The sequence below is a fragment of the Paenibacillus sp. IHB B 3415 genome, from assembly GCF_000802655.2.
Lineage (GTDB): Bacteria > Bacillota > Bacilli > Paenibacillales > Paenibacillaceae > Paenibacillus_AQ > Paenibacillus_AQ phytohabitans.
In genome coordinates this window covers 11,866-30,729 of the sequence record NZ_JUEI01000062.1, presented here as the reverse complement: position 1 = coordinate 30,729, position 18,864 = coordinate 11,866, and the positions used below count along the sequence as shown (strand labels likewise).

Sequence of the window (18,864 nt, the reverse complement as noted above, 5' to 3'; positions counted from 1 at the left end):
ATAAAGCCTATTATGCAGCGCCAGGCAAGGAATGTCAAAAATCAGAAACCGCCGTATACCCTTTGGGGAAAGCGTAAAATCAATCCTGAATGAATCCAAGGGCCGGTAACGCCCTCAGGCAGGGTTATATCCTTGATAAAGGACGAAAATGACGTCTGAGTCAAAAGAACAAACCGGGAATTAATGGAGGTGATGCATGATGAGCTATGCAGAAATCGCTTTATCCGTGAGGGCACTGGTGGAGTATGCCTTCAGCAGCGGCAGTCTGGAGCCGGGATTCCGCAGCGGTGCGGCTATGGTGGAGGGTACGCGCAGCCATCAGCTGATTCAGAAGCAATATAAGGAAGCGGACCGCAAAGAGGTGTATTTAAAAACGGAGATTCCGCATGGGGATCTGCTGTTCATCATCGACGGGCGCTGCGACGGCCTGCTTGCAGCCGGGGACGGCAGCCTGACTGTGGAGGAGATCAAATCTATCGCCGGAACGCCGGATTCCGCCTTGGAAGGACGGGAGGTACACTGGGCACAGGCTTTCATGTATGCCTATATCCTCACGCAGGATCTGGATCTTCCGGCAATACAGGTTAAGTTAACCTATGTGCAGCGGGGAAGTGAGGAGCAGTACAGCCTATACAGGGAAATGACCCGCGAAGAGCTGACAGCCTTTGCTGAAGAGACGGTAGCCAAGTATGCGCCGTATGCTGAAATGATGGTCCGCTACAAGGCGAAGAGGGGAGAGAGCATCCAAAGCTTGTCGTTTCCGTTCTCGGGTTACCGTCCCGGCCAGCGTCATTTCGCTGCTGCAGTCTACACTTCGATTGCAGAGGGGGCCAATCTCTTCGCGCAGGCACCCACAGGCATCGGCAAAACGATGTCCACCCTGTTCCCGGCGGTCAAAGCCCTAGGAGAGGACAAGGTGTCCGGCATCTTCTATCTGACCGCCAAGACGGTTACACGGATTGCGGCACAGGAGGCGGTAATGATGCTGAACAGCCGGGGGCTGCATCTGCATGTGATTACGCTTACGGCCAAGGAGAAGGCGTGTTTCCGTGAGGATGGAAGCTGCGGCGCGGATTCCTGCCCCTTTGCTGAAGGTTACTATGACCGGATCAATGCCGCCATGCTCGATATGCTGGAGCACGAAACGCTGATGACGCGCGAGACCATTGCCGCTTATGCCCGAAAGCATGAGGTGTGCCCGTTCGAATTCTCCCTGGATGCCGCCTACGCCTGCGACATTGTCATCTGCGATTATAATTATATCTATGATCCCCGGATCAGCCTGAAGCGGATGTCCGAGGAGCGGAAGAAAAAAACGGTGCTGCTCGTGGATGAAGCGCATAATCTGGTGGACCGGGGGCGGGAGATGTACTCCGCCTCGCTTACCAAGGCGCCGTTCCTGGCGCTTCAGCGGCAGTACAAAACAGTGAATCCGCGGCTAAGCAGCGCCGCGAAGGCCGTAAATGCCTTCTTCATTGCGCTGCGTAAGAGCTGCGGGGACAAGGGGGCGGGAGAATGGACGGAGTATCCCGCGGAGCTGCCGGAGCTGCTTGAGCTTTTCGCTTCCGAAGCCGAGCTTGAACTGCTGCATGCTTCCTCGCTGATTACTCCGCCGGCGGAGGAGGGGGAAGCCGGCAGCCTGCTGGATACGTACTATGCGGTGCAGGGAATGCTGCGTACGTTCAAGACCTATGATGAGCGTTACATTACCTATGCGGAAGTACGCAGCGGTGATGTGTACCTGAAGCTGTTCAATCTCGATCCGTCGCATTTGCTGCAGCAGATGGCCAAGAGCTTCCGCAGCCAGATTCTGTTCTCGGCCACACTCTCGCCGCTCTCCTATTACAGGGATATGATCGGCGCAGATGAGGAGGACTACAGCCTGAGCCTGTCCTCGCCTTTTCATAAAGAGCAGTGGCAGGTATCTGTGCTTCCGGTATCCACCCGCTACCATGACCGGGACGCCTCCTTACAGCCGCTTAGCGATGCACTGAAAGGGATGGTCTCAAGGAAAGGCAATTACCTGGTCTTCTTCCCCTCTTATCTCTATTTGAAGAATGTATATGAAGTGTTCACTGAGAAATACCCGGAAGTCGCTACCCTGCTGCAGGGCAGCGGGATGAGCGAGACCGAGCGGGAGAACTTCCTCGCGGCGTTCCGCCCGGACAATCCGGATACCCTGCTCGGCTTTGCCGTGCTGGGCGGCATTTTCTCCGAAGGGGTGGATTTGCCGGGCGACCGGCTGAATGGTGTGATGGTGGTCGGGGTCGGCCTGCCGCAGGTGGGGCTGGAGCGCAATCTGCTGCGGAGCTACTTTCAAGCACAGGGGAAGAACGGGTTCGATTACGCCTATGTCTACCCGGGCATGTGCAAGGTGCAGCAGGCAGGGGGCCGGCTGATCCGCAGCGAGAACGACAGCGGCATTATTGTGCTGGCGGATGACCGCTTTCTCCAGAATTCTTACCGGCAGCTGCTCCCCGAGGAGTGGCGGGACTACTTTGTCATGACATAAGCGGGTATAATCGAATGAAAAGGTATTCATCAGACAACAGGAGGTAAGGACATGACGCTAAATATCGGAATAGTCGGAACAGGGTGGTTCTCCAAGGTGCATGCGGATTTGCTGGCAGGGATGGAGGATGTATCACTGAAGGCAGTCTGCGGCAGCAGCAAGCCAAAGGGCGAGGACATGGCCCGTCCTTACGGAGCCGAGGGCTATGGGGATATTATCGAGATGCTGGATGCCCACAAGCTGGATGCCGTCTACATCTGTGTACCTCCACAGTCCCACGGGGCCATTGAACGGGCGCTGATCCGAAGAGATATCCCCTTCTTTATCGAGAAGCCGCTGGGCTCAAGCACGGCAATTCCTGCCAGCCTGCTGCAGGATATTAAGGAGCATCAGCTGCTGACTTCCGTCGGCTATCATTTCCGGTATCAGGAGAACATCCAGCGGCTCAAGCAATCGCTAAGTTCGGACAAGGTAGGGATGATCGTCGGAGAATGGATGGGCGGTATGCCGGGCGTTGCCTGGTGGCGCAACCAGGAGCAGTCCGGAGGACAATTCACGGAGCAGACTACGCATATTGTCGACCTGCTGCGTTATCTGGCCGGTGAGGTAACAGAAGTCTATGGGATGTTCGGCAACCGGATTATGCATGAGAAGCATGAAGGGGTGACCGTGTCCGATGTGGGTACAGTGTCCCTGAAGCTGGAGAGCGGCATCATTGCCAGCATCTCCAACACCTGCGTGCTGCCTGGGGAAGTGGGTAAAGCGGGCATCAGCTTCTATAATGATAACGGAATGCTCGACTGGAACCCGGAACGTCTGCTGGAAGTCCGCAGCGGGGACAGCAAGGAATTCAAGAACACAGGTAATCCTTACGCGGTGGAGAGCGAAGCGTTCCTGCATGCTGTGCGGACCGGAGACCGTTCCCGCATTCTCAGCGATTATGAGGACGGATATAAGACCTTGAAGGTGACCTGCGCAGCTTATGACTCCGCACAGAGCGGATTGCCGGTGAAGCTGTAGGCATGTACGGTTACTATGTAGAAAAAAGACCCGCAGCATGGCTTTCGCCGTATGCTGCCGGTCTATGGCCCAAGCCGGGGCGGCCTAGTGGAGGAAAACCGCGAGCAGTGCCGGCGCAAGCCCGATAGAGAACAGCGCCGTCAGAATCATCGCGATACTGGAGATGGTGCCGGTCAGCGAACTCAGCTCGAAGGCTTTGGACGTGCCTGTACCATGCGCTGCGGTTCCCAGCGATACCCCGCGCGCAATTTCATTGTCAATGCGGAAAAGGCGGAGTACGGACGGTCCCATCATCGTTCCCAGTACACCGGTCAGAATGACGAAGACCGCTGTGATGCTGGGAACGCCGCCGATGCTTTGTGAGATGCTCATGGCGATCGGTGTGGTCACCGAGCGAGGCACCAGACTGGTTGCCAGATCACCGCTAAGATGCAGCCATTTGGCCAGCAGCATGGATGAGATCACGGCAATAAACGTTCCTGACAGCACGCCTGCCGCAATTTCGGCGGCGTGCTTTTTGAGTACCTTGAAGTTTTTATGGAGTGGGATCGCAAAGGCGATAGTCGCCGGTTGAAGCAGGTCCGATAGCCATTTGCCTCCCGCATTGTAAGATTCATAGGAGCTGCCCGTCATCAGCAGGAAGGCGATGATCAGCAGCGGTGTAATAATCAGCGGTGAAGTGTACATTTTGCCGCTGGAGGCATAGATGCGTTTGGCCAGGAGGTAGACAGCGATGGTGAGTCCAAGAAATAATAATCCGGTTATCATGAGCTTCTACGCTCCTTTATTCTATAAATAGCACCCGTGAGTACCCCGGAGCCGGCCATTACAGCAAACGTACCTACGAGTACAACCGCCAGCACCTGCAGACCGTCTGCCTCGAGCAGCTTCGAGTATTTCATAACACCTATAGCGGAAGGAATGAAGAACAGCAGCAGCTCGGCAAGCAGCCACGAGGCGCCAACCTCCACCCAGTTCAGCCGGATCACACCGGACTCCAGCAGCAGAAATAAGAGAATCATCCCGATAATGCTTCCGGGAAGCGGAATATGCAGAAATGAGGTTAACGTATTCACCAGCAGGGAGAAGACGGTAAGTCCGGCTACCTGCAGTAAGCCTAAGGCGATCTTTTTCATATTGATTACTTCCTTTCGTCTTACTGAAAGTTTACATCCTTTTCTTTCATAGGTACAATGAATAGATTGAATATCTCACATTCCTTTCATCTATATATGGAGGTTACCGGTATGGACATCAGACAGCTGGAGTATTTCGTGCAGGCGGCCAGGCTGAACAGCTTCTCCAGAGCGGCGGAATCGCTGTACATTACCCAGCCCACGATCAGCAAGATGATCCGCAATCTGGAGATTGAACTGGGGGCGGATCTATTTTACCGGGAGGGCAAAAGCATCCGTCTGACAGATGCCGGCGAGCTTCTGCTGGTTAAGGCGCAGAATATTGTAGAGTCCTTCACGAGCCTCTCCTCGGAGCTGGACAGTCTGCGCAATCTGAAGCAGGGGCATATCCGCATTGGGCTGCCTCCTATGGTAGGAGCCAGTTTCTTTCCTGCTGTCATCGGGGAATTTCACCGCCGTTACCCGGAGGTGACGATAAGGCTGCATGAAGACGGCGCCAAAAAGGTAGAGGATGATGTGGAGTCCGGCCTGCTTGATATCGGGGCGATTGTCCTGCCTGTCAACAGAGCCAAGTTTCACTGCTTCACCTTTGTGGAAGAGAAGCTGCAATTGCTGGTTCCCGCAGGACACCGTCTGGACGGGGCGCAGAATGTTCCGCTGAAAGAGCTGGCAGAAGAGGAATTCGTGCTGTTCCGGGAGGACTTCGCCCTGCATGACCGGATTATTTCGGAATGTGTCAAAGCAGGCTTCCAGCCCAAGGTGGTCTATGAGAGCTCGCAGTGGGATCTGATCAGCCGGATGGTAGCTGCCGGAATGGGCATTGCGCTGCTGCCGGAGACCATATGCCGGGATATGGACCGTTCACGGATCGCTGTCATCCCCCTGACCGAGCCTGTGATTCCCTGGCAGCTGGGGATGATCTGGCGCAGAGACCGTTATCTGTCCTTCGCGGCGCGGGAGTGGATCGCCTTCGCGATGAAAGTGCTTGGGGAACTGTAAACGACATTTTTTTCTTTTTTTTCAAAATATGTTTTTTGGCATCATGAATTATGATAAGGGAGAAGTTGATAGAGAGAAGGTGAGTAACCGTGAACCTTTACCAGAATTCTCCCGATAACCAGAGCAGGGATTATAGAGAAGATGAGCTGTTTCTTACTATAGAAAACTTAAGAAGTGAATTGCTGGAGGTGGCCCAGGAGCGGAGTCTGAGTGATCATGCGGTTCTGGAACTCAGCCAGCGGCTGGACGGATATATTGTACTGGCCCAGAATCTGATGATGGAGAGTCTGCGCAGCCGCAAGAACGGGGCAGCAGGGTACACCAAGAATACCAAAAACCAGCGGATCAGAAATAAAGCAGCCTTGCAGCAGTAGTCTGAATTATACAATAACTCCAGTTAGCCTCTGGATGTTGAGGTCTCACTATGTGGGGCCGTTTTGTTGTGCTTTCAATAGTCATCACCTATAATGGCAATAAATAGAAGGGTTACAAGTGAATCCTTGAGGAGGTGCCGGGTGGAGGCAAAACTGACAACGCTACGAACGGAAATTGAGAAAAATTTGTCCCGCTCGGGCCATAATCTTGCCTCATTTGCCAAAATATCCGGACTCAACCGCGGCAGTCTCAGTGCGATCCTTCATGGCAATCCGCCCAAGCCGATTTCTCTGGGACAACTGGATGCGATGACGCGGGCATTCGGATTCCCGGAGGGCTGGCTGTATCCGCTTTATGTGGAAGAGTGCTTTAGTGAGGACAGAATTTCCCGCCGCCGTGTGGAGCCTTTTTTGGTCCGCTGTGCCGAAATTGGCAAGCGGCAGTGTATTGATGAAGTGTTGAGCAGAATTATGGAATACCCCAGGCCGCTGGATATCATCTATACGGTTGCGGAGAGGCTGTTCTGCAGCGGCAAGATACAGGAATCTATCGTGTTCTACAGGCTTATTGTAGAGAATGAGCAGGATAGCTACTCAGAACGGCTGGCCATCAGCCAGTACCGTATTTTCAAATCCCTGCAGTCTACTCCTGATGTGGATATGGAACAGAAGCTGCGCGCTGTAATCCGCTTTGAGCCGTTCCGCGGTCTGCTTCCCGAGGACATGCAGCTCGACGGGCTGCTTAAGCTGGCGAAGGTATGCTTTGCTCTGCACCGCTGGAAGGATGTAGAGAAATATGCCGATGAGCTTAGGGCATTAGCCCATGGGATCTACCGCGAGGAGCTGCGCAGAAGCAAGGGGAAACGGGTGGAGGCTTTCCAGGCGGAACGCCCGCTGGTAGTCTATTATGGCCATGGCTACCTATTGAAGGCTTCAGCGCTTACTAAGCGGGGAGAATATGAGCAGGCCAAGAAATACACCGCCGGTTATGCGGATCTGGGATGGTTTGAGCTGCTGGATGATGAAGGGCGCAGTGCCGTGGATAGCTTCCGGCTGTTTGCTGTAGCCAATGGCTTTACCCTTGAGATATTAATGGGCAATACTTCGGTGCTGCCGGCATATATAGCTTTTTTGGCAGAGCATCCCGGTGAAATTCTATCCGGCATGGTCATTATTCTGGAGTCGGCCAACCGTTTCGGATTCTCTGCAGACGCTGTGCTGTCACGCTTTTCCAGGGAAATGCTGCGTTTTGAACAATTTCAGGACCCGATTAATGTAGACCGTGTGTACCGTCTCTATTACCAGATAGCCATATATTATATCTCCCGTAAACAGTACTCCAAAGGAATTGACTATATTATTCAATGTCTGCGGCTAACCGTCAGGCTGAATAGCGGAAAGGACTTCATTAATTGTGTGACCCTGTTCGAATTAAACAGAGACGCCTCCTCCGACACCCAGCAGACCGCTTACAGGGAGCTGCTGCGGGAGGTAAGACAGCGTGAAGAAATTACTGATCATGAGAGCCAGCGTTTTGGCGTTATTTAGCTTAATCATTACCTTATCTAAGGATCACTCCCCGGCCATCCGTGCCGAGGGAGTATTTGTGCGTGATTACGTGAAAAAAAGTACAAACATCCGTCAACCTGCGTTCTTCAATCTGTAATAATTGATAGCGTATTCAGGAATTGACAAAATATTGCCCGGAAAATATAATTAGGTAGCCTAATTAATATAGTATTTAATTATTTGTATACCTAACTAAAAAAGAGGTGGGAACATTGGGATAAATAGAGAAGATGAAAATTCAGTCGGACACAAGCTTTTCTCCGCACTCCGGAAGCTGCGCAAAGGCCACCTGCATCATTCCGTGGAGGGTCATAAGCCAAGTGAGATGACTTTATTGATATGTATTGCACGGGCGTCCCATTCATCTGATGTAGGACTCAAGGTTTCTGAAATCAGCCGCTTTCTGGGGCTGACTCCGCCCACGGTCACACAGCTGATCAACAGTCTGGAGGCTAAGCAGATGGTGGAACGGCAAGCCGACGCCTCCGACCGGAGAGTGGTACGCATCAAGTTGACGGAACAGGGGAAAATTATTACCCGCAAGGCCAAGAAGCACATGGACACCACGCTTAACAAAATGGTGGAGTATCTGGGTGAGGAAGAGTCTGACCAGCTGGCAGAGCTGCTGCTTAAAGTACATGCCTTCATGAAAGACAATCCTCCGCCTAATCTAGACCGGTTACAAATGAACGGAGATGAGAAACTTGATTAAATTACTAAAGCATTTGAGACCCTTCCGATTGGCAATAGCCGCAGTACTGATTCTCGTATTCCTGCAGTCCATGGGGGATTTGTATCTCCCGACCCTGATGAGTGACATTATTGATAGGGGGATTGTGAACGGCGACCAGAATTATATCTGGAGAATCGGCGGCTTCATGCTGCTCGTAGCGGCCGGCGGTGCAGTCTGCTCCATTGTTGCCAGCTATCTGTCGGCTAAGGTTGCAGCCGGCTTCGGTAAGAACACCCGGTCACGGATGTTCAACCATGTCGAGAACTTCACACTGCATGAATTCGACAAGCTGGGTACGGCTTCATTAATTACACGTACTACCAACGATATTACACAAGTCCAGACCGTATTAACTATGATGCTTCGCATGATGATTGGTGCTCCGATGATGATGATCGGCGGGATTATTATGGCGGTGTCAGAGGATGCCAAGCTCTCGCTGATCTTTGTAGTGGTGATTCCGCTGCTGGTTGGAGCGATCTTCTTCATTGGAATGAAGGGGCTTCCGCTCTTTAAAGCAATCCAGATCAAGCTGGATAAATTAAACCTTGTGCTGCGCGAGCATTTGACCGGTATCCGCGTTATCCGCTCGTTCAACCGGATTGAGCATGAGAATAAGCGGTTTAGTCTGGCCAATGCAGATCTGACGGATACTGCAATCAAAGTGAATAAGGTTATGGCCGGACTGATGCCGCTGATGATGATCGTGATGAACTTCTCCATGATTGCTATCCTCTATTATGGTGGAATCCGGATTGGCGACGGCGATCTCCAGGTAGGTTCACTAATGGCCTTCATTCAATATGCTATGCAGATTATGTTCTCCCTCATCATGGTTTCGATGATGTTTGTCCTGATTCCAAGAGCCTCTGCCTCTGCACTGCGTATCAATGAAGTCCTTGATATGAAGCCTGAAATTACAGATCCGACAACTGCAGACCTGAAGACTACGGCTACGGCTACCCATGCGGACGGCCGTGACGGAATGCGCGGTTTTGTGGAGTTCGACAATGTATCCTTCTCTTACCCGGGGGCTGAACAGCCTGCGCTGTCCGGAATTTCCTTCAGTGCACGCCCCGGCGAGATTACAGCTATTATCGGCGGAACCGGGTCAGGTAAATCAACGCTGCTAAGCATGATTCCAAGATTCTATGATGCTATTGAAGGTGCGATCCGCGTCGATGGAGTGGATGTACGCCAGATGACGCAGGAGGATCTGCGGAGCAAGATCGGTTATATCCCGCAAAAAGCCGTGCTGTTCACCGGTACCATTAACGAGAATATCCGTTACGGGAAGGAAGACGCTACGGAGGATGAAATCCTTCATGCCGCCAAGGTGGCCCAGGCCTATGATTTCGTAACGGCCATGAAGGACGGCTTCAATTCGGAAATCTCCCAGGGCGGGGGCAATGTCTCCGGCGGCCAGAAGCAGCGTTTGTCCATTGCCCGTGCACTGGTACGGAAACCGGAAGTGTATCTGTTTGATGACAGCTTCTCGGCGCTTGACTTCAAGACCGATGCCAAGCTGCGTGCTGCCCTGAAGGGGGAGACTACAGAATCTACAGTCCTTATTGTCGCACAGCGTGTCAGTACGGTTATGGATGCAGACCGGATTATCGTACTGGATGACGGTGAGATTGTCGGAATGGGTACACACCGTGAGCTGCTGGATAACAATGAGGTGTACCGCGAGATCGTATCCTCGCAGTTGTCAGAGGAGGAAATAGCATGAGTGAGCAGAACAAAGACATGAAACCGCCCCGGCGTTCAGGTGGCGGCTTCGGACCAGGCGGAGGACCCGGCGGTCCGGGCATGAGAATGCCGGCTGAGAAAGCCAAGGATTTCAAAGGAACGCTGCGGCGCCTGACCCGGTATTTGCGCCCGCGCCAGGTTCAGCTGATTATTGTGTTTGTGATGGCGATTGCCAGTACCATATTCAGCATTTTTAGCCCTAAAGTAATGGGTAGAGCTACCACCAAATTGTTTGAAGGCGCCTATGGCAAGCTGATGGGTGTACCTGGAGCGGAAATTGATTTTGGCTATATTAATGATATTCTGATTCTCCTGGCCGGACTGTATCTGTTAAGCTCACTGTTCAGTTATATACAGCAGTATGTAATGGCCGGTGTGGCGCAGAAGGTCGTATATGATATGCGTGAGCAGATCAACAGCAAGCTTGAACGGCTGCCGCTGAAGTATTTCGATTCCCGGACGCACGGGGAAATATTAAGCCGGGCGACCAATGATGTAGACAATATCAGTACTACCCTGCAGCAGAGCTTGACCCAGCTTATTACGTCCATTGTGACGATTATTGGTGTCATCGTAATGATGCTGACCATCAGCCCGTGGCTGACGTTGATTACCATAGTAACGCTGCCGCTGAGCTTCGTGGTCATTATGCTGATCACCAAACGCTCACAGACCTATTTCATCGGCCAGCAGAAGTCGCTGGGACAGCTGAACGGCCATGTTGAGGAAATGTATACCGGACACCGTATTATCAAAGCGTTCGGACGCGAGAAGAACTCTTTGAAGGACTTCAACAAAATTAATGATGACCTGTACAATTCCGGCTGGAGATCCCAGTTCATCTCCGGGATTATTATGCCGCTGATGATGTTTATTGGGAACCTTGGTTATGTGCTCGTCTGTGTGGTCGGCGGGATCTTCGTGACCAAAAAAGCGATTGATGTCGGGGACATCCAGGCATTCATCCAGTATTCGCGCCAGTTCACTATGCCGATTACGCAGACAGCCAATATCGCCAACATCATCCAGTCCACCATCGCTTCGGCGGAACGTGTATTTGAACTGCTGGATGAAGAAGAGGAAGTTCCTGAGGTGGGAACTTCACTTGCGAAACGTCCAGTAGATGCAGAAGAGGGCTCTGTGGAATTCCGCCACGTGAAGTTCGGCTACAAAGAGGATGCTATCCTCATTGAAGACATGAATATCGAGGTCAGCCCGGGACAGACTATTGCAATTGTAGGTCCAACCGGAGCCGGCAAAACGACCCTGATCAACCTGCTGATGCGCTTCTATGAGATCAGCGGCGGGGAGATTGTGATCGATGGTGTCAACATCACCAATATGAAGCGCAGCGAACTGCGCAGCAAATTCGGTATGGTGCTCCAGGATACCTGGCTGTTCAACGGCACCATCCGTGACAATATCGCTTACGGCCGGGAAGGTGCTACGGAGGCTGATGTGGTCCGGGCAGCGAAGGCTGCGCATGCCGACCACTTCATCCGCACGCTGCCGCTGGGCTATAACACGATCCTGAACGAGGAAGCCTCGAACATCTCCCAAGGGCAAAAGCAGCTGCTTACCATTGCCCGGGCAATCCTGGCTGATCCTTCAATCCTGATTCTGGATGAAGCCACCAGCAGCGTCGATACTCGCACGGAAGTGCAGATCCAGAAGGCTATGAATACGCTGATGAACGGCAGAACCAGCTTCGTCATCGCTCACCGCCTGTCCACCATCCGTGATGCGGATCTGATTCTGGTTATGAATCAGGGCAGCGTGATTGAGAAGGGCACCCATCAAGAACTGCTGGAAGCCGGCGGCTTCTATGCTGATCTGTACAACAGCCAGTTTTCCGACGAGGAGCTGCCGGATGTAGGGTAAACCACCTTCCAAAATAAGTAATAGGCTCATAAAGCCCTAATGTCACAGCAACTCTGCTGAGGATATAGGGGCTTTATTTTTTTGGTTAATCTCGCTAATCGCTTAAGGGCTTTGCAGGACTGTCCTGTTATGTGGGGACACTATGGACCTGGGGTCTATTAAGCGTTACCTAGTACCCCTTAATCTTTGGATTGTTTTTCTATATGCACCGTTATTGCTCTCTTGTTTCTAAGTGAAGATGGACTACCGTATTAAAAGTCAGCGTTGACATCGTTCTCAAAAATAAGAATCTTTTCTCGCTATCTCTTCGTGGTGAGAGGTAGCTTCTGCCTTCTTTTTATCTTTTGCTTTGATGCTTCTTTTCTCGTTTCCTGTTTTTGCATCTGATAACGTCGTTGCAGAGCCAGAGTATATAGCCCCTTTAGAGAATACAGATACGCTTTCCGAATCTGAGCTTAATGATTATCTTGGGCAAATGGGGTTTACGACTGAAGAAACCAGTTTTATATCCTTAGCTTTAAAAAAGCAGATTGTCAGTGATGGCGGCATAAAAATTAAGGCTGAAAAATTGAATCCTGTAAAAACCATTATAGATGAAGAGGGGAAAGTAGTTTCTTCTAATCAATTTTCCACAAGGTCTGTCCAAGAAGGCAATTTTTCTTTATATGGATTTGCAACAAAAAACAGTTCACCTAATAGCTCCGAAAACAGCTATAATATATATGCACAGTATAATTGGGCAAAAGCACCTACTTTCTGTTTTACAGACACGCTTGGAATGGCTTGGCAGAGCCAGGCCACACCTTACGGAGCACCTTATAGCGTTCATAATTGGAGATCAGATCCACAATTATTCCAATATACAAATAAAATTCAAAAACAAGAAAATGATGGGGATGCAGTAGAGATCAATATTATTTCGACTGGAGATCAATCACAAGATGGATATTTAAAGCAGGAAATAAGGGTAGCAAAATCATACGCCGGACAAACGGGTTCTGTAGCACTCGGTTATGCTCATAAACTAATTCCCGGAGCAGCATTGGCTATTTTAAATTTTTTTAGTGTAGACTTTTCGGGAGCAGCAATAGAAGATTTTACTGATCGTTTTAATTTCACTTATTAAAAAATAATATGTACTGGAGCAGCAATGAATTGTGATTTGCCCCCGTACATAAGACATGGGGAGAGTAAATGGTCTACATTTACATGATAATTACAATTTCCGTTTTTTATTTATTGGTTGGTGTGTCTTCCCTATTTGGAGTACGCTTAGTTAGCGGTGATGATTCTTTATATCTTTTTTTGCTGGCCATCATAGGAATACTTTTATATATCGCTGATAAGCAGAAAAAAAAGTAGCAGATCAGTACTGGAGTTTTCTGGATTAATGGAACCGGAGAGCTCAAGAAATCTTAAATATTCATCAGCTTTAGCGTTTAACAGGGAAACTGTAGAAGCGTAGAGGTAGGGAATCCAATATACGAGGGTCCACATATCGCTTATGGCGATTTGCGGGCCTGTTTGTTTTGCCGGGGAACAGAATAGAACCCCTTTCAGCTTTGTTAACATAAAAAAGGTTTGATTTAAATTTTTAAGGTATATATGATAAGGATAGTAAAAATGACCCGCGGCTCATTTTAGGCCTGCGGATGGGAGAGAGGATGAAAGGAATGTCAGGCTACGGTAAATGGGTAGCAGGAGGCAAAACTAAATGGATTACCCTTCTGGTGTGGATTGCAGTTGTAGGGGCTTTGACTATGATCTGGCCTTCGGTCAACTCGCAGGTTGTCAATAACGCGCCCAACCTGCCGGAGGATTCGCAATCTGTCCGCGCAGCGGCCCTTGCGGAGGCAGAATTCCCTGCCGGAAGCGGTGTACCGGCCTTGCTGGTATGGCATCGTGAAGGCGGATTATCAGAGGAAGATCTCTTACATATAACTGCTGTATACTCCAAGCTTGAACAGCAGCCGCTCGCGCATCAGAACTTCGTTCCGCCGCTTGGACAGCTGCCGCCGCAGGCGCTGCAGGCCTCACTGTCGGAGGACAGAAGCACACTCGTCACACCGGTGCTGTTTGACAAGAAGGCAGACAGTGACCAGCTCGGGGAATCGCTGACTGAGATGAAGAAGCTGGTGAGTACTGAAACAGGCACGGATCCTTCTTCAGTGAAGCAAGGCAGCGGCGACTTAAGCCTGCGGATTACCGGCCCTGTCGGGATATCGGTAGATGCTACAGGCCTGTTCAAGAATGCCGACGTTTCACTGCTGATTGCAACGGTAATTCTGGTGCTGGTCTTCCTGCTCCTGATCTACCGGTCGCCGATTCTGGCATTGATACCGCTCGTTGGCGTCGGCTTTGCTTATGGCGTGACCAGTCCGCTGCTTGGCAAGATGGCAGAGGAAGGCTGGATTACGGTAGACTCGCAGGCCGTATCTATTATGACGGTGCTGCTCTTCGGGGCGGGGACAGACTACTGCCTGTTTATGATTTCCCGGTTCCGCCAGATGCTGAAGGTTGAGGAGAGCAAGGGGCGTGCACTGCTGAGTGCAATCACCCATTCCTCCGGAGCGATCGCCATGAGCGGATTCACAGTTGTCCTTGCGCTCTTCGCGCTGCTGCTGGCCAAATACGGTGCGTACCACCGCTTTGCGGTTCCGTTCAGTGTCTCCATTCTGATTATGGGGATTGCCAGTCTGACGCTGGTTCCGGCACTCCTGGCTATTTTCGGGCGAACCTCGTTCTTCCCGTTCGTTCCGCGTACTCCGCAAATGGAGATTGAGCGGGCCAAGGCCAAGGGGAAGCCGGTACCGCAGCCGAAGCGTTCGTCCCAAAAAGGAATCGGGTATCTTGTCATTTCCCGGCCATGGGCGATCGTGGGAGTAACCGTGGTGGTATTGGGTATTCTGGCCTCGTTCTCCAGCGGAATTAAATTCACCTATGATATCCTGTCCTCCTTCCCGAAAGATATGGAATCACGTGAAGGGTTCGACCTGATCGGCAAGCAGTTCTCTCCCGGAGAGCTGGCGCCGGCCAAGCTGATGGTGGATACAGAGGGCCTGAGCGGCGGAGAAGATCTGAAGGTCATCCTGGGAGGCCTGTCCTATGTGGACGTAGTGTCTGATCCGCAGCAGGGGGCCGTCAATAAGAACATCACTGCATATGATATTGAATTCAAGGCTAATCCGTATTCCATCGAGGCGATGAATCACATTCCGGCACTTCAGGCTACTGTAGAGCAGGCTCTGGCGGAGTCGGGAATAGAGAACGCGCAGGATAAGGTATGGATTAGCGGACAGACCGCTACCCAGTATGATACCAAGGAGCTCGGGGAACGGGATACCGATCTGATTATACCGGTGGTTATCGGGATGATTACAGTGCTGCTGCTGATCTATCTCCGATCTGTAGTGGCGACCATTTATCTGGTGGCTACGGTAATTCTCTCTTTCTTCTCGGCACTCGGTCTGGGCTGGATTATTATTCATTATCTGCTCGGTGCAGATGCGATTCAAGGCGCAATTCCGCTCTATTCCTTCGTCTTCCTGGTAGCGCTGGGCGAGGATTATAACATCTTCATGATCTCGAATATCTGGAAAAAGCGTAAAGCTATGCCGCTGAAGCAGGCCATCGCCGAAGGCGTGAACGAAACCGGATCGGTAATCACCTCCGCCGGACTCATTCTGGCAGGTACCTTCGCCGTATTGGCGAGTCTGCCGATTCAGGTGCTGGTGCAATTCGGCATCATCACCGCGATTGGCGTACTGCTCGATACCTTCGTGGTCCGGCCGTTCCTGGTTCCGGCCATCACCGTGCTTCTGGGCCGCCGGGCCTTCTGGCCGGGCAAGCATCAGGACGTGAGCGAGTCTCCGGCAGCAGGCCGCGAATAACCGGGTTGTGAACTGCAGATGCAATAACAGGGATGCCCCGTCAAGCCTTAAAGGCTGCGGGGCATCCCTGTTGTGTATATGCGTATAACGGCTAGATTCAGTTACCGGGAGTTCGGCTGAGTACCAGCTCATACTTGTCGAGTGAGGCGCCGACAATAGCTTCATTCCGGCCGGCCCCGCGGTGCGAATCGCGGAAGGCGGGGCTGGACGTCCAGCCGCCAGCCGCTCAGCGCTTCCTCGCTCTCCCAGACAGTACAGATCTTCAGTTCCTCCACGCCTTCTTTGGGCGCGCCCTGCCAGACCTCCATGCGGATAAATCCGGGCATGCTCTGCACCCCATTGTCTGCCCCAAAACGCGAGGCCAGTGCTTCGCCATGTCCTTCTTTGATCTTAATCGTGTTGGTTACTACCAGCATGCCAAGTCCTCCTCATAAGGTGTGGGTGTAATCTGCCATTGTTATTGCGGATTGGTCGTCCAGATGCCAGCGGTCTTCAGGAAGACGCGGTCTGGAAGCTTCAAGGCAGCGAGCGTTAGCTCGGCCACATCCTCGGGCTGCATCATCCGGTCTTCATCACCGATCTTCAAGCCGGCACCGGTGGCCAGACCTGTGTTGACGGTGCTGGGGGTCAGTGCCACAACACGGATATTATGCTTGCGGACCTCCATCGCCAGCGCTTCCGTCATACCCATCAGAGCGAACTTGGAAGCACAATAGGCTGAGCCTGTAGCGAAGCCGCGTTCTCCTGCTGTAGAAGAGATATTGATGATGTTGCCGCTGGAACGTTCAATCATAGCAGGCAGTGCTGCACGGGTTACATAATAAGTGCCGAACAGATTGATCTGCATATGGCGCTCCCAGTCAGCGGGGTCCATCTCCAGGAAAGTGCCAAACTGGGCAATCCCGGCATTGTTGATAAGCGCGTCGAACGGGCCAAGGTCATTCTGCAGGGCGACAACCGCCCGCTCTGCTTCTTCACGCACCGCGATATCAGCTACAGCAATGCTGACCTTGATGTCATATACCTCAGTCAATGCCGATTTCAGTGCCTCCAGATCTGCTGAAGTTCTGGAGATAAGCCCCAGGTTGGCGCCTTCTTTAGCGAGTGCCATCGCGAGTGCTTTGCCGATCCCTTTACCTGCACCTGTAATTACAATACTGGTTCCTCTTAAATCCATAACCTGTCGTCACGCTCCTTAAGATAGAAAATTCTATATATTGGATGAACATAAGGCTATTATACCTGAGCGGACAGAGACAATCACGCCGGGACAGGCGGAGAGGGACAAGACAGTCCATTCTAATTGAATGTCTCTGTACACTGCTGTATATGAAGCAGACTCACTGCTTGGCTGTGAGGTTCTTAAGCGGCACTGTGGCCGGTCCTTCGAGCACATCGCCCTCATAAGAGAAGCGGGAGCCGTGGCACGGGCAATCCCAGGAGCGTTCCCCGTCATTCCACTCGCATTCACAGCCCATATGTGTGCAGGTTCTGTCCACGAGATGCAGCTTGCCCTCAGGGTCGCGGTAGCCGCCAACCCGTTTGCCGTCATGGAAAACAACGGCCCCTTCATCCGGCGCAAGCTCGTCTGTTTTTTTATGGATAATCTCCACTTTTCCGGCTACAAGTTCTTTGGCAACCGAGAAGTTCTGTACAATGAAATTTTTGATGCCCGGATTAGCCTTGAAGCGTGTCGGATCGTACAGCTCCTTATAAGGGTTGCTGCTTCCCAGGATTCCATCTGTAATCAGGCGTGCAGCCAGCGTTCCGCTGGTCATGCCCCACTTGGCGAAGCCTGTGGCAATATAGACTTCTTCATCCTCCGCCCGCTTGCCGATGTAGGGAACCCGGTCCAGGGTAATCAGATCCTGCGCCGACCAGCGGAAGGGAATGCTGCGAATGCCGAGCAATTCTCCCGCAAACTTCTCCAGATTCTCATAGTGGCCGAAGGTGCAGATGCCTTGTCCGGTCTTGTGGTTATTACCGCCGACGATAACCAGCTTCCGCCCGTCCCATTCCACCGCGCGCAGCGAGCGGGTAGGTTCACTGGCACTCAGGTACATGCCGCCCTCATAATCTGCTTCCGGCTCAATAGCCAGACAATAGGACCGCTCCGCGTGCAGCCGCGAGAAATAGAGGGAGCCTCCATCATAGAATGGGAAATGGGAGGCGGACACGGCATGGCGGCATTTAATTTTGAACTTCTCCCCTTCGGTGTAGAGGGTGAGCTGCCCGTCCGTATCGACCTTTTCACCAATCATCGTATGCTCGTATACCGTGCCGCCTTTGTCCAGTACGATCTGCAGCAGCCCTTTCAGGTACTCCAGCGGATGAAAACGGGCTTGTCCGGGCAGCTTGATCGCACCGCCGGCTCTAAGTGGCAGCGAAACCTGGTCCAGCCATTCTCCGGGCAGTCCAAGCTTGCTGTATGCCTCGAATTCAGCAGCCAGCTGCTTAAGCGTCTTCTCATCTCCCATATCGGCATACAGATACGCAGCTTCCCGCGTCAACCCGCAGGACAGCCCCAGTTCTTCAGCCGTAGCGATCATCCACTCCAGCGCTTCACTGTTTGACTGGAAATAGAGCCGGGCCTGTTCCTCCCCAAAGTGCTTCAGCAGATCACTGTAGATCATTCCGTGCTGGGCGGTGATCTTGGCGCTGGTGAAGCCGGTGGTGCCGCCGAAGATCTCTCCGGCTTCGAGCAGAGTGACCTTATACCCGGCCTTGGATAGTAAATAAGCTGTCGTAATGCCGGTAATGCCTGCTCCGACAATAGCTACATCTGTGACATGATCTTCCGCAAGCTCCGGAAAAGAGGGCAGCTCCGTGCTGCCCCTCCATAATGATTCCGGAAATTGCGGAAGACCTTGCGAGCGGTGATCCTGTGAATTCATGAGTTGATCCCTCCATTAGTCATTATTCATTTCATTTATTACCACACTTCCGGCAAAAGAAACGCCGTGACCCGGCAGCGGTTGCATGAAAAGAGGGCGACAGT

14 protein-coding genes and 1 pseudogene are annotated in these 18,864 nt (G+C 52.0%); 10 read left to right on the top strand and 5 right to left on the bottom strand.

Annotated elements, in window-relative coordinates:
• Positions 1-199: 199 nt before the first annotated feature.
• Positions 200-2,512 (top strand): ATP-dependent DNA helicase, encoded by a 2,313-nt coding sequence (locus QW71_RS25115; protein WP_039305549.1) that lies wholly within the window; start codon positions 200-202, stop codon positions 2,510-2,512.
• Between the two features lie 51 nt (positions 2,513-2,563).
• Positions 2,564-3,532: a Gfo/Idh/MocA family protein gene (locus QW71_RS25110; RefSeq protein ID WP_039305546.1), complete on the top strand. Its 969-nt coding sequence runs from the start codon at positions 2,564-2,566 to the stop codon at positions 3,530-3,532.
• Positions 3,533-3,616: 84 nt separating this feature from the next.
• Here QW71_RS25110 and QW71_RS25105 read toward each other — a convergent pair whose 3' ends face one another.
• Together QW71_RS25105 and QW71_RS25100 are read right to left on the bottom strand one after the other, a co-directional pair.
• Positions 3,617-4,300, bottom strand: a complete 684-nt coding sequence (locus QW71_RS25105) for a CidB/LrgB family autolysis modulator (protein WP_083442718.1) — start codon at positions 4,298-4,300, stop codon at positions 3,617-3,619.
• Positions 4,297-4,668, bottom strand: coding sequence for a CidA/LrgA family protein (locus tag QW71_RS25100; RefSeq protein ID WP_039305543.1), 372 nt, complete (start codon positions 4,666-4,668; stop codon positions 4,297-4,299). The genes QW71_RS25105 and QW71_RS25100 overlap by 4 nt, the downstream gene beginning before the upstream one ends.
• A 111-nt stretch (positions 4,669-4,779) precedes the next feature.
• Between QW71_RS25100 and QW71_RS25095 the strand changes: the two genes are divergently transcribed.
• From QW71_RS25095 to QW71_RS25060, 8 genes are all read left to right on the top strand, one after another.
• Positions 4,780-5,667: a LysR family transcriptional regulator gene (locus tag QW71_RS25095; protein ID WP_039305541.1), complete on the top strand. Its 888-nt coding sequence runs from the start codon at positions 4,780-4,782 to the stop codon at positions 5,665-5,667.
• A gap of 89 nt (positions 5,668-5,756) precedes the next feature.
• A complete protein-coding gene (locus QW71_RS42030) occupies positions 5,757-6,041 on the top strand; it encodes an aspartyl-phosphate phosphatase Spo0E family protein (RefSeq protein ID WP_039305538.1) in 285 nt (94 codons plus the stop codon).
• 141 nt (positions 6,042-6,182) lie between these two features.
• Positions 6,183-7,589 carry a hypothetical protein gene (locus QW71_RS25085; RefSeq protein ID WP_039305535.1) on the top strand — a complete coding sequence of 469 codons (1,407 nt, stop codon included), beginning with the start codon at positions 6,183-6,185 and terminating at the stop codon, positions 7,587-7,589.
• Positions 7,590-7,935: 346 nt separating this feature from the next.
• A complete protein-coding gene (locus QW71_RS25080; protein ID WP_052422143.1) occupies positions 7,936-8,322 on the top strand; it encodes a MarR family winged helix-turn-helix transcriptional regulator in 387 nt (128 codons plus the stop codon).
• A complete protein-coding gene (locus tag QW71_RS25075) occupies positions 8,315-10,075 on the top strand; it encodes an ABC transporter ATP-binding protein (protein WP_039305529.1) in 1,761 nt (586 codons plus the stop codon). Before QW71_RS25080 ends, QW71_RS25075 begins: the two co-directional genes overlap by 8 nt.
• Positions 10,072-11,976, top strand: a complete 1,905-nt coding sequence (locus QW71_RS25070; protein WP_039305526.1) for an ABC transporter ATP-binding protein — start codon at positions 10,072-10,074, stop codon at positions 11,974-11,976. Before QW71_RS25075 ends, QW71_RS25070 begins: the two co-directional genes overlap by 4 nt.
• 352 nt (positions 11,977-12,328) lie before the next feature.
• A complete protein-coding gene (locus QW71_RS25065; RefSeq protein WP_039305523.1) occupies positions 12,329-13,102 on the top strand; it encodes a hypothetical protein in 774 nt (257 codons plus the stop codon).
• A gap of 538 nt (positions 13,103-13,640) precedes the next feature.
• Positions 13,641-15,866: an MMPL family transporter gene (locus QW71_RS25060; protein WP_039305520.1), complete on the top strand. Its 2,226-nt coding sequence runs from the start codon at positions 13,641-13,643 to the stop codon at positions 15,864-15,866.
• 97 nt (positions 15,867-15,963) lie between these two features.
• On the opposite strand, the pseudogene QW71_RS37320 reads toward QW71_RS25060, so the two are convergent.
• The 3 genes and pseudogenes from QW71_RS37320 to QW71_RS25045 form a co-directional block, all read right to left on the bottom strand.
• Positions 15,964-16,282, bottom strand: a pseudogene (locus QW71_RS37320) (antibiotic biosynthesis monooxygenase).
• A gap of 41 nt (positions 16,283-16,323) precedes the next feature.
• Positions 16,324-17,043, bottom strand: coding sequence for a 3-ketoacyl-ACP reductase (locus QW71_RS25050; protein WP_039305517.1), 720 nt, complete (start codon positions 17,041-17,043; stop codon positions 16,324-16,326).
• 163 nt (positions 17,044-17,206) lie between these two features.
• Positions 17,207-18,760 (bottom strand): FAD-dependent oxidoreductase, encoded by a 1,554-nt coding sequence (locus QW71_RS25045; RefSeq protein ID WP_039305514.1) that lies wholly within the window; start codon positions 18,758-18,760, stop codon positions 17,207-17,209.
• Positions 18,761-18,864 lie beyond the last annotated feature (104 nt).

What these genes read in the sequence shown, in the direction of transcription:
- QW71_RS25045 (WP_039305514.1), bottom strand. Translation starts at nt 18,760, where the DNA reads ATGAATTCACAGGATCACCGCTCGCAAGGTCTTCCGCAATTTCCGGAA.
- QW71_RS25070 (WP_039305526.1), top strand. Translation starts at nt 10,072, where the DNA reads ATGAGTGAGCAGAACAAAGACATGAAACCGCCCCGGCGTTCAGGTGGC.
- QW71_RS25095 (WP_039305541.1), top strand. Translation starts at nt 4,780, where the DNA reads ATGGACATCAGACAGCTGGAGTATTTCGTGCAGGCGGCCAGGCTGAAC.
- QW71_RS25080 (WP_052422143.1), top strand. Translation starts at nt 7,936, where the DNA reads ATGACTTTATTGATATGTATTGCACGGGCGTCCCATTCATCTGATGTA.
- QW71_RS25050 (WP_039305517.1), bottom strand. Translation starts at nt 17,043, where the DNA reads ATGGATTTAAGAGGAACCAGTATTGTAATTACAGGTGCAGGTAAAGGG.
- QW71_RS25065 (WP_039305523.1), top strand. Translation starts at nt 12,329, where the DNA reads ATGCTTCTTTTCTCGTTTCCTGTTTTTGCATCTGATAACGTCGTTGCA.
- QW71_RS25110 (WP_039305546.1), top strand. Translation starts at nt 2,564, where the DNA reads ATGACGCTAAATATCGGAATAGTCGGAACAGGGTGGTTCTCCAAGGTG.
- QW71_RS25105 (WP_083442718.1), bottom strand. Translation starts at nt 4,300, where the DNA reads ATGATAACCGGATTATTATTTCTTGGACTCACCATCGCTGTCTACCTC.
- QW71_RS25060 (WP_039305520.1), top strand. Translation starts at nt 13,641, where the DNA reads ATGAAAGGAATGTCAGGCTACGGTAAATGGGTAGCAGGAGGCAAAACT.
- QW71_RS25100 (WP_039305543.1), bottom strand. Translation starts at nt 4,668, where the DNA reads ATGAAAAAGATCGCCTTAGGCTTACTGCAGGTAGCCGGACTTACCGTC.
- QW71_RS25115 (WP_039305549.1), top strand. Translation starts at nt 200, where the DNA reads ATGAGCTATGCAGAAATCGCTTTATCCGTGAGGGCACTGGTGGAGTAT.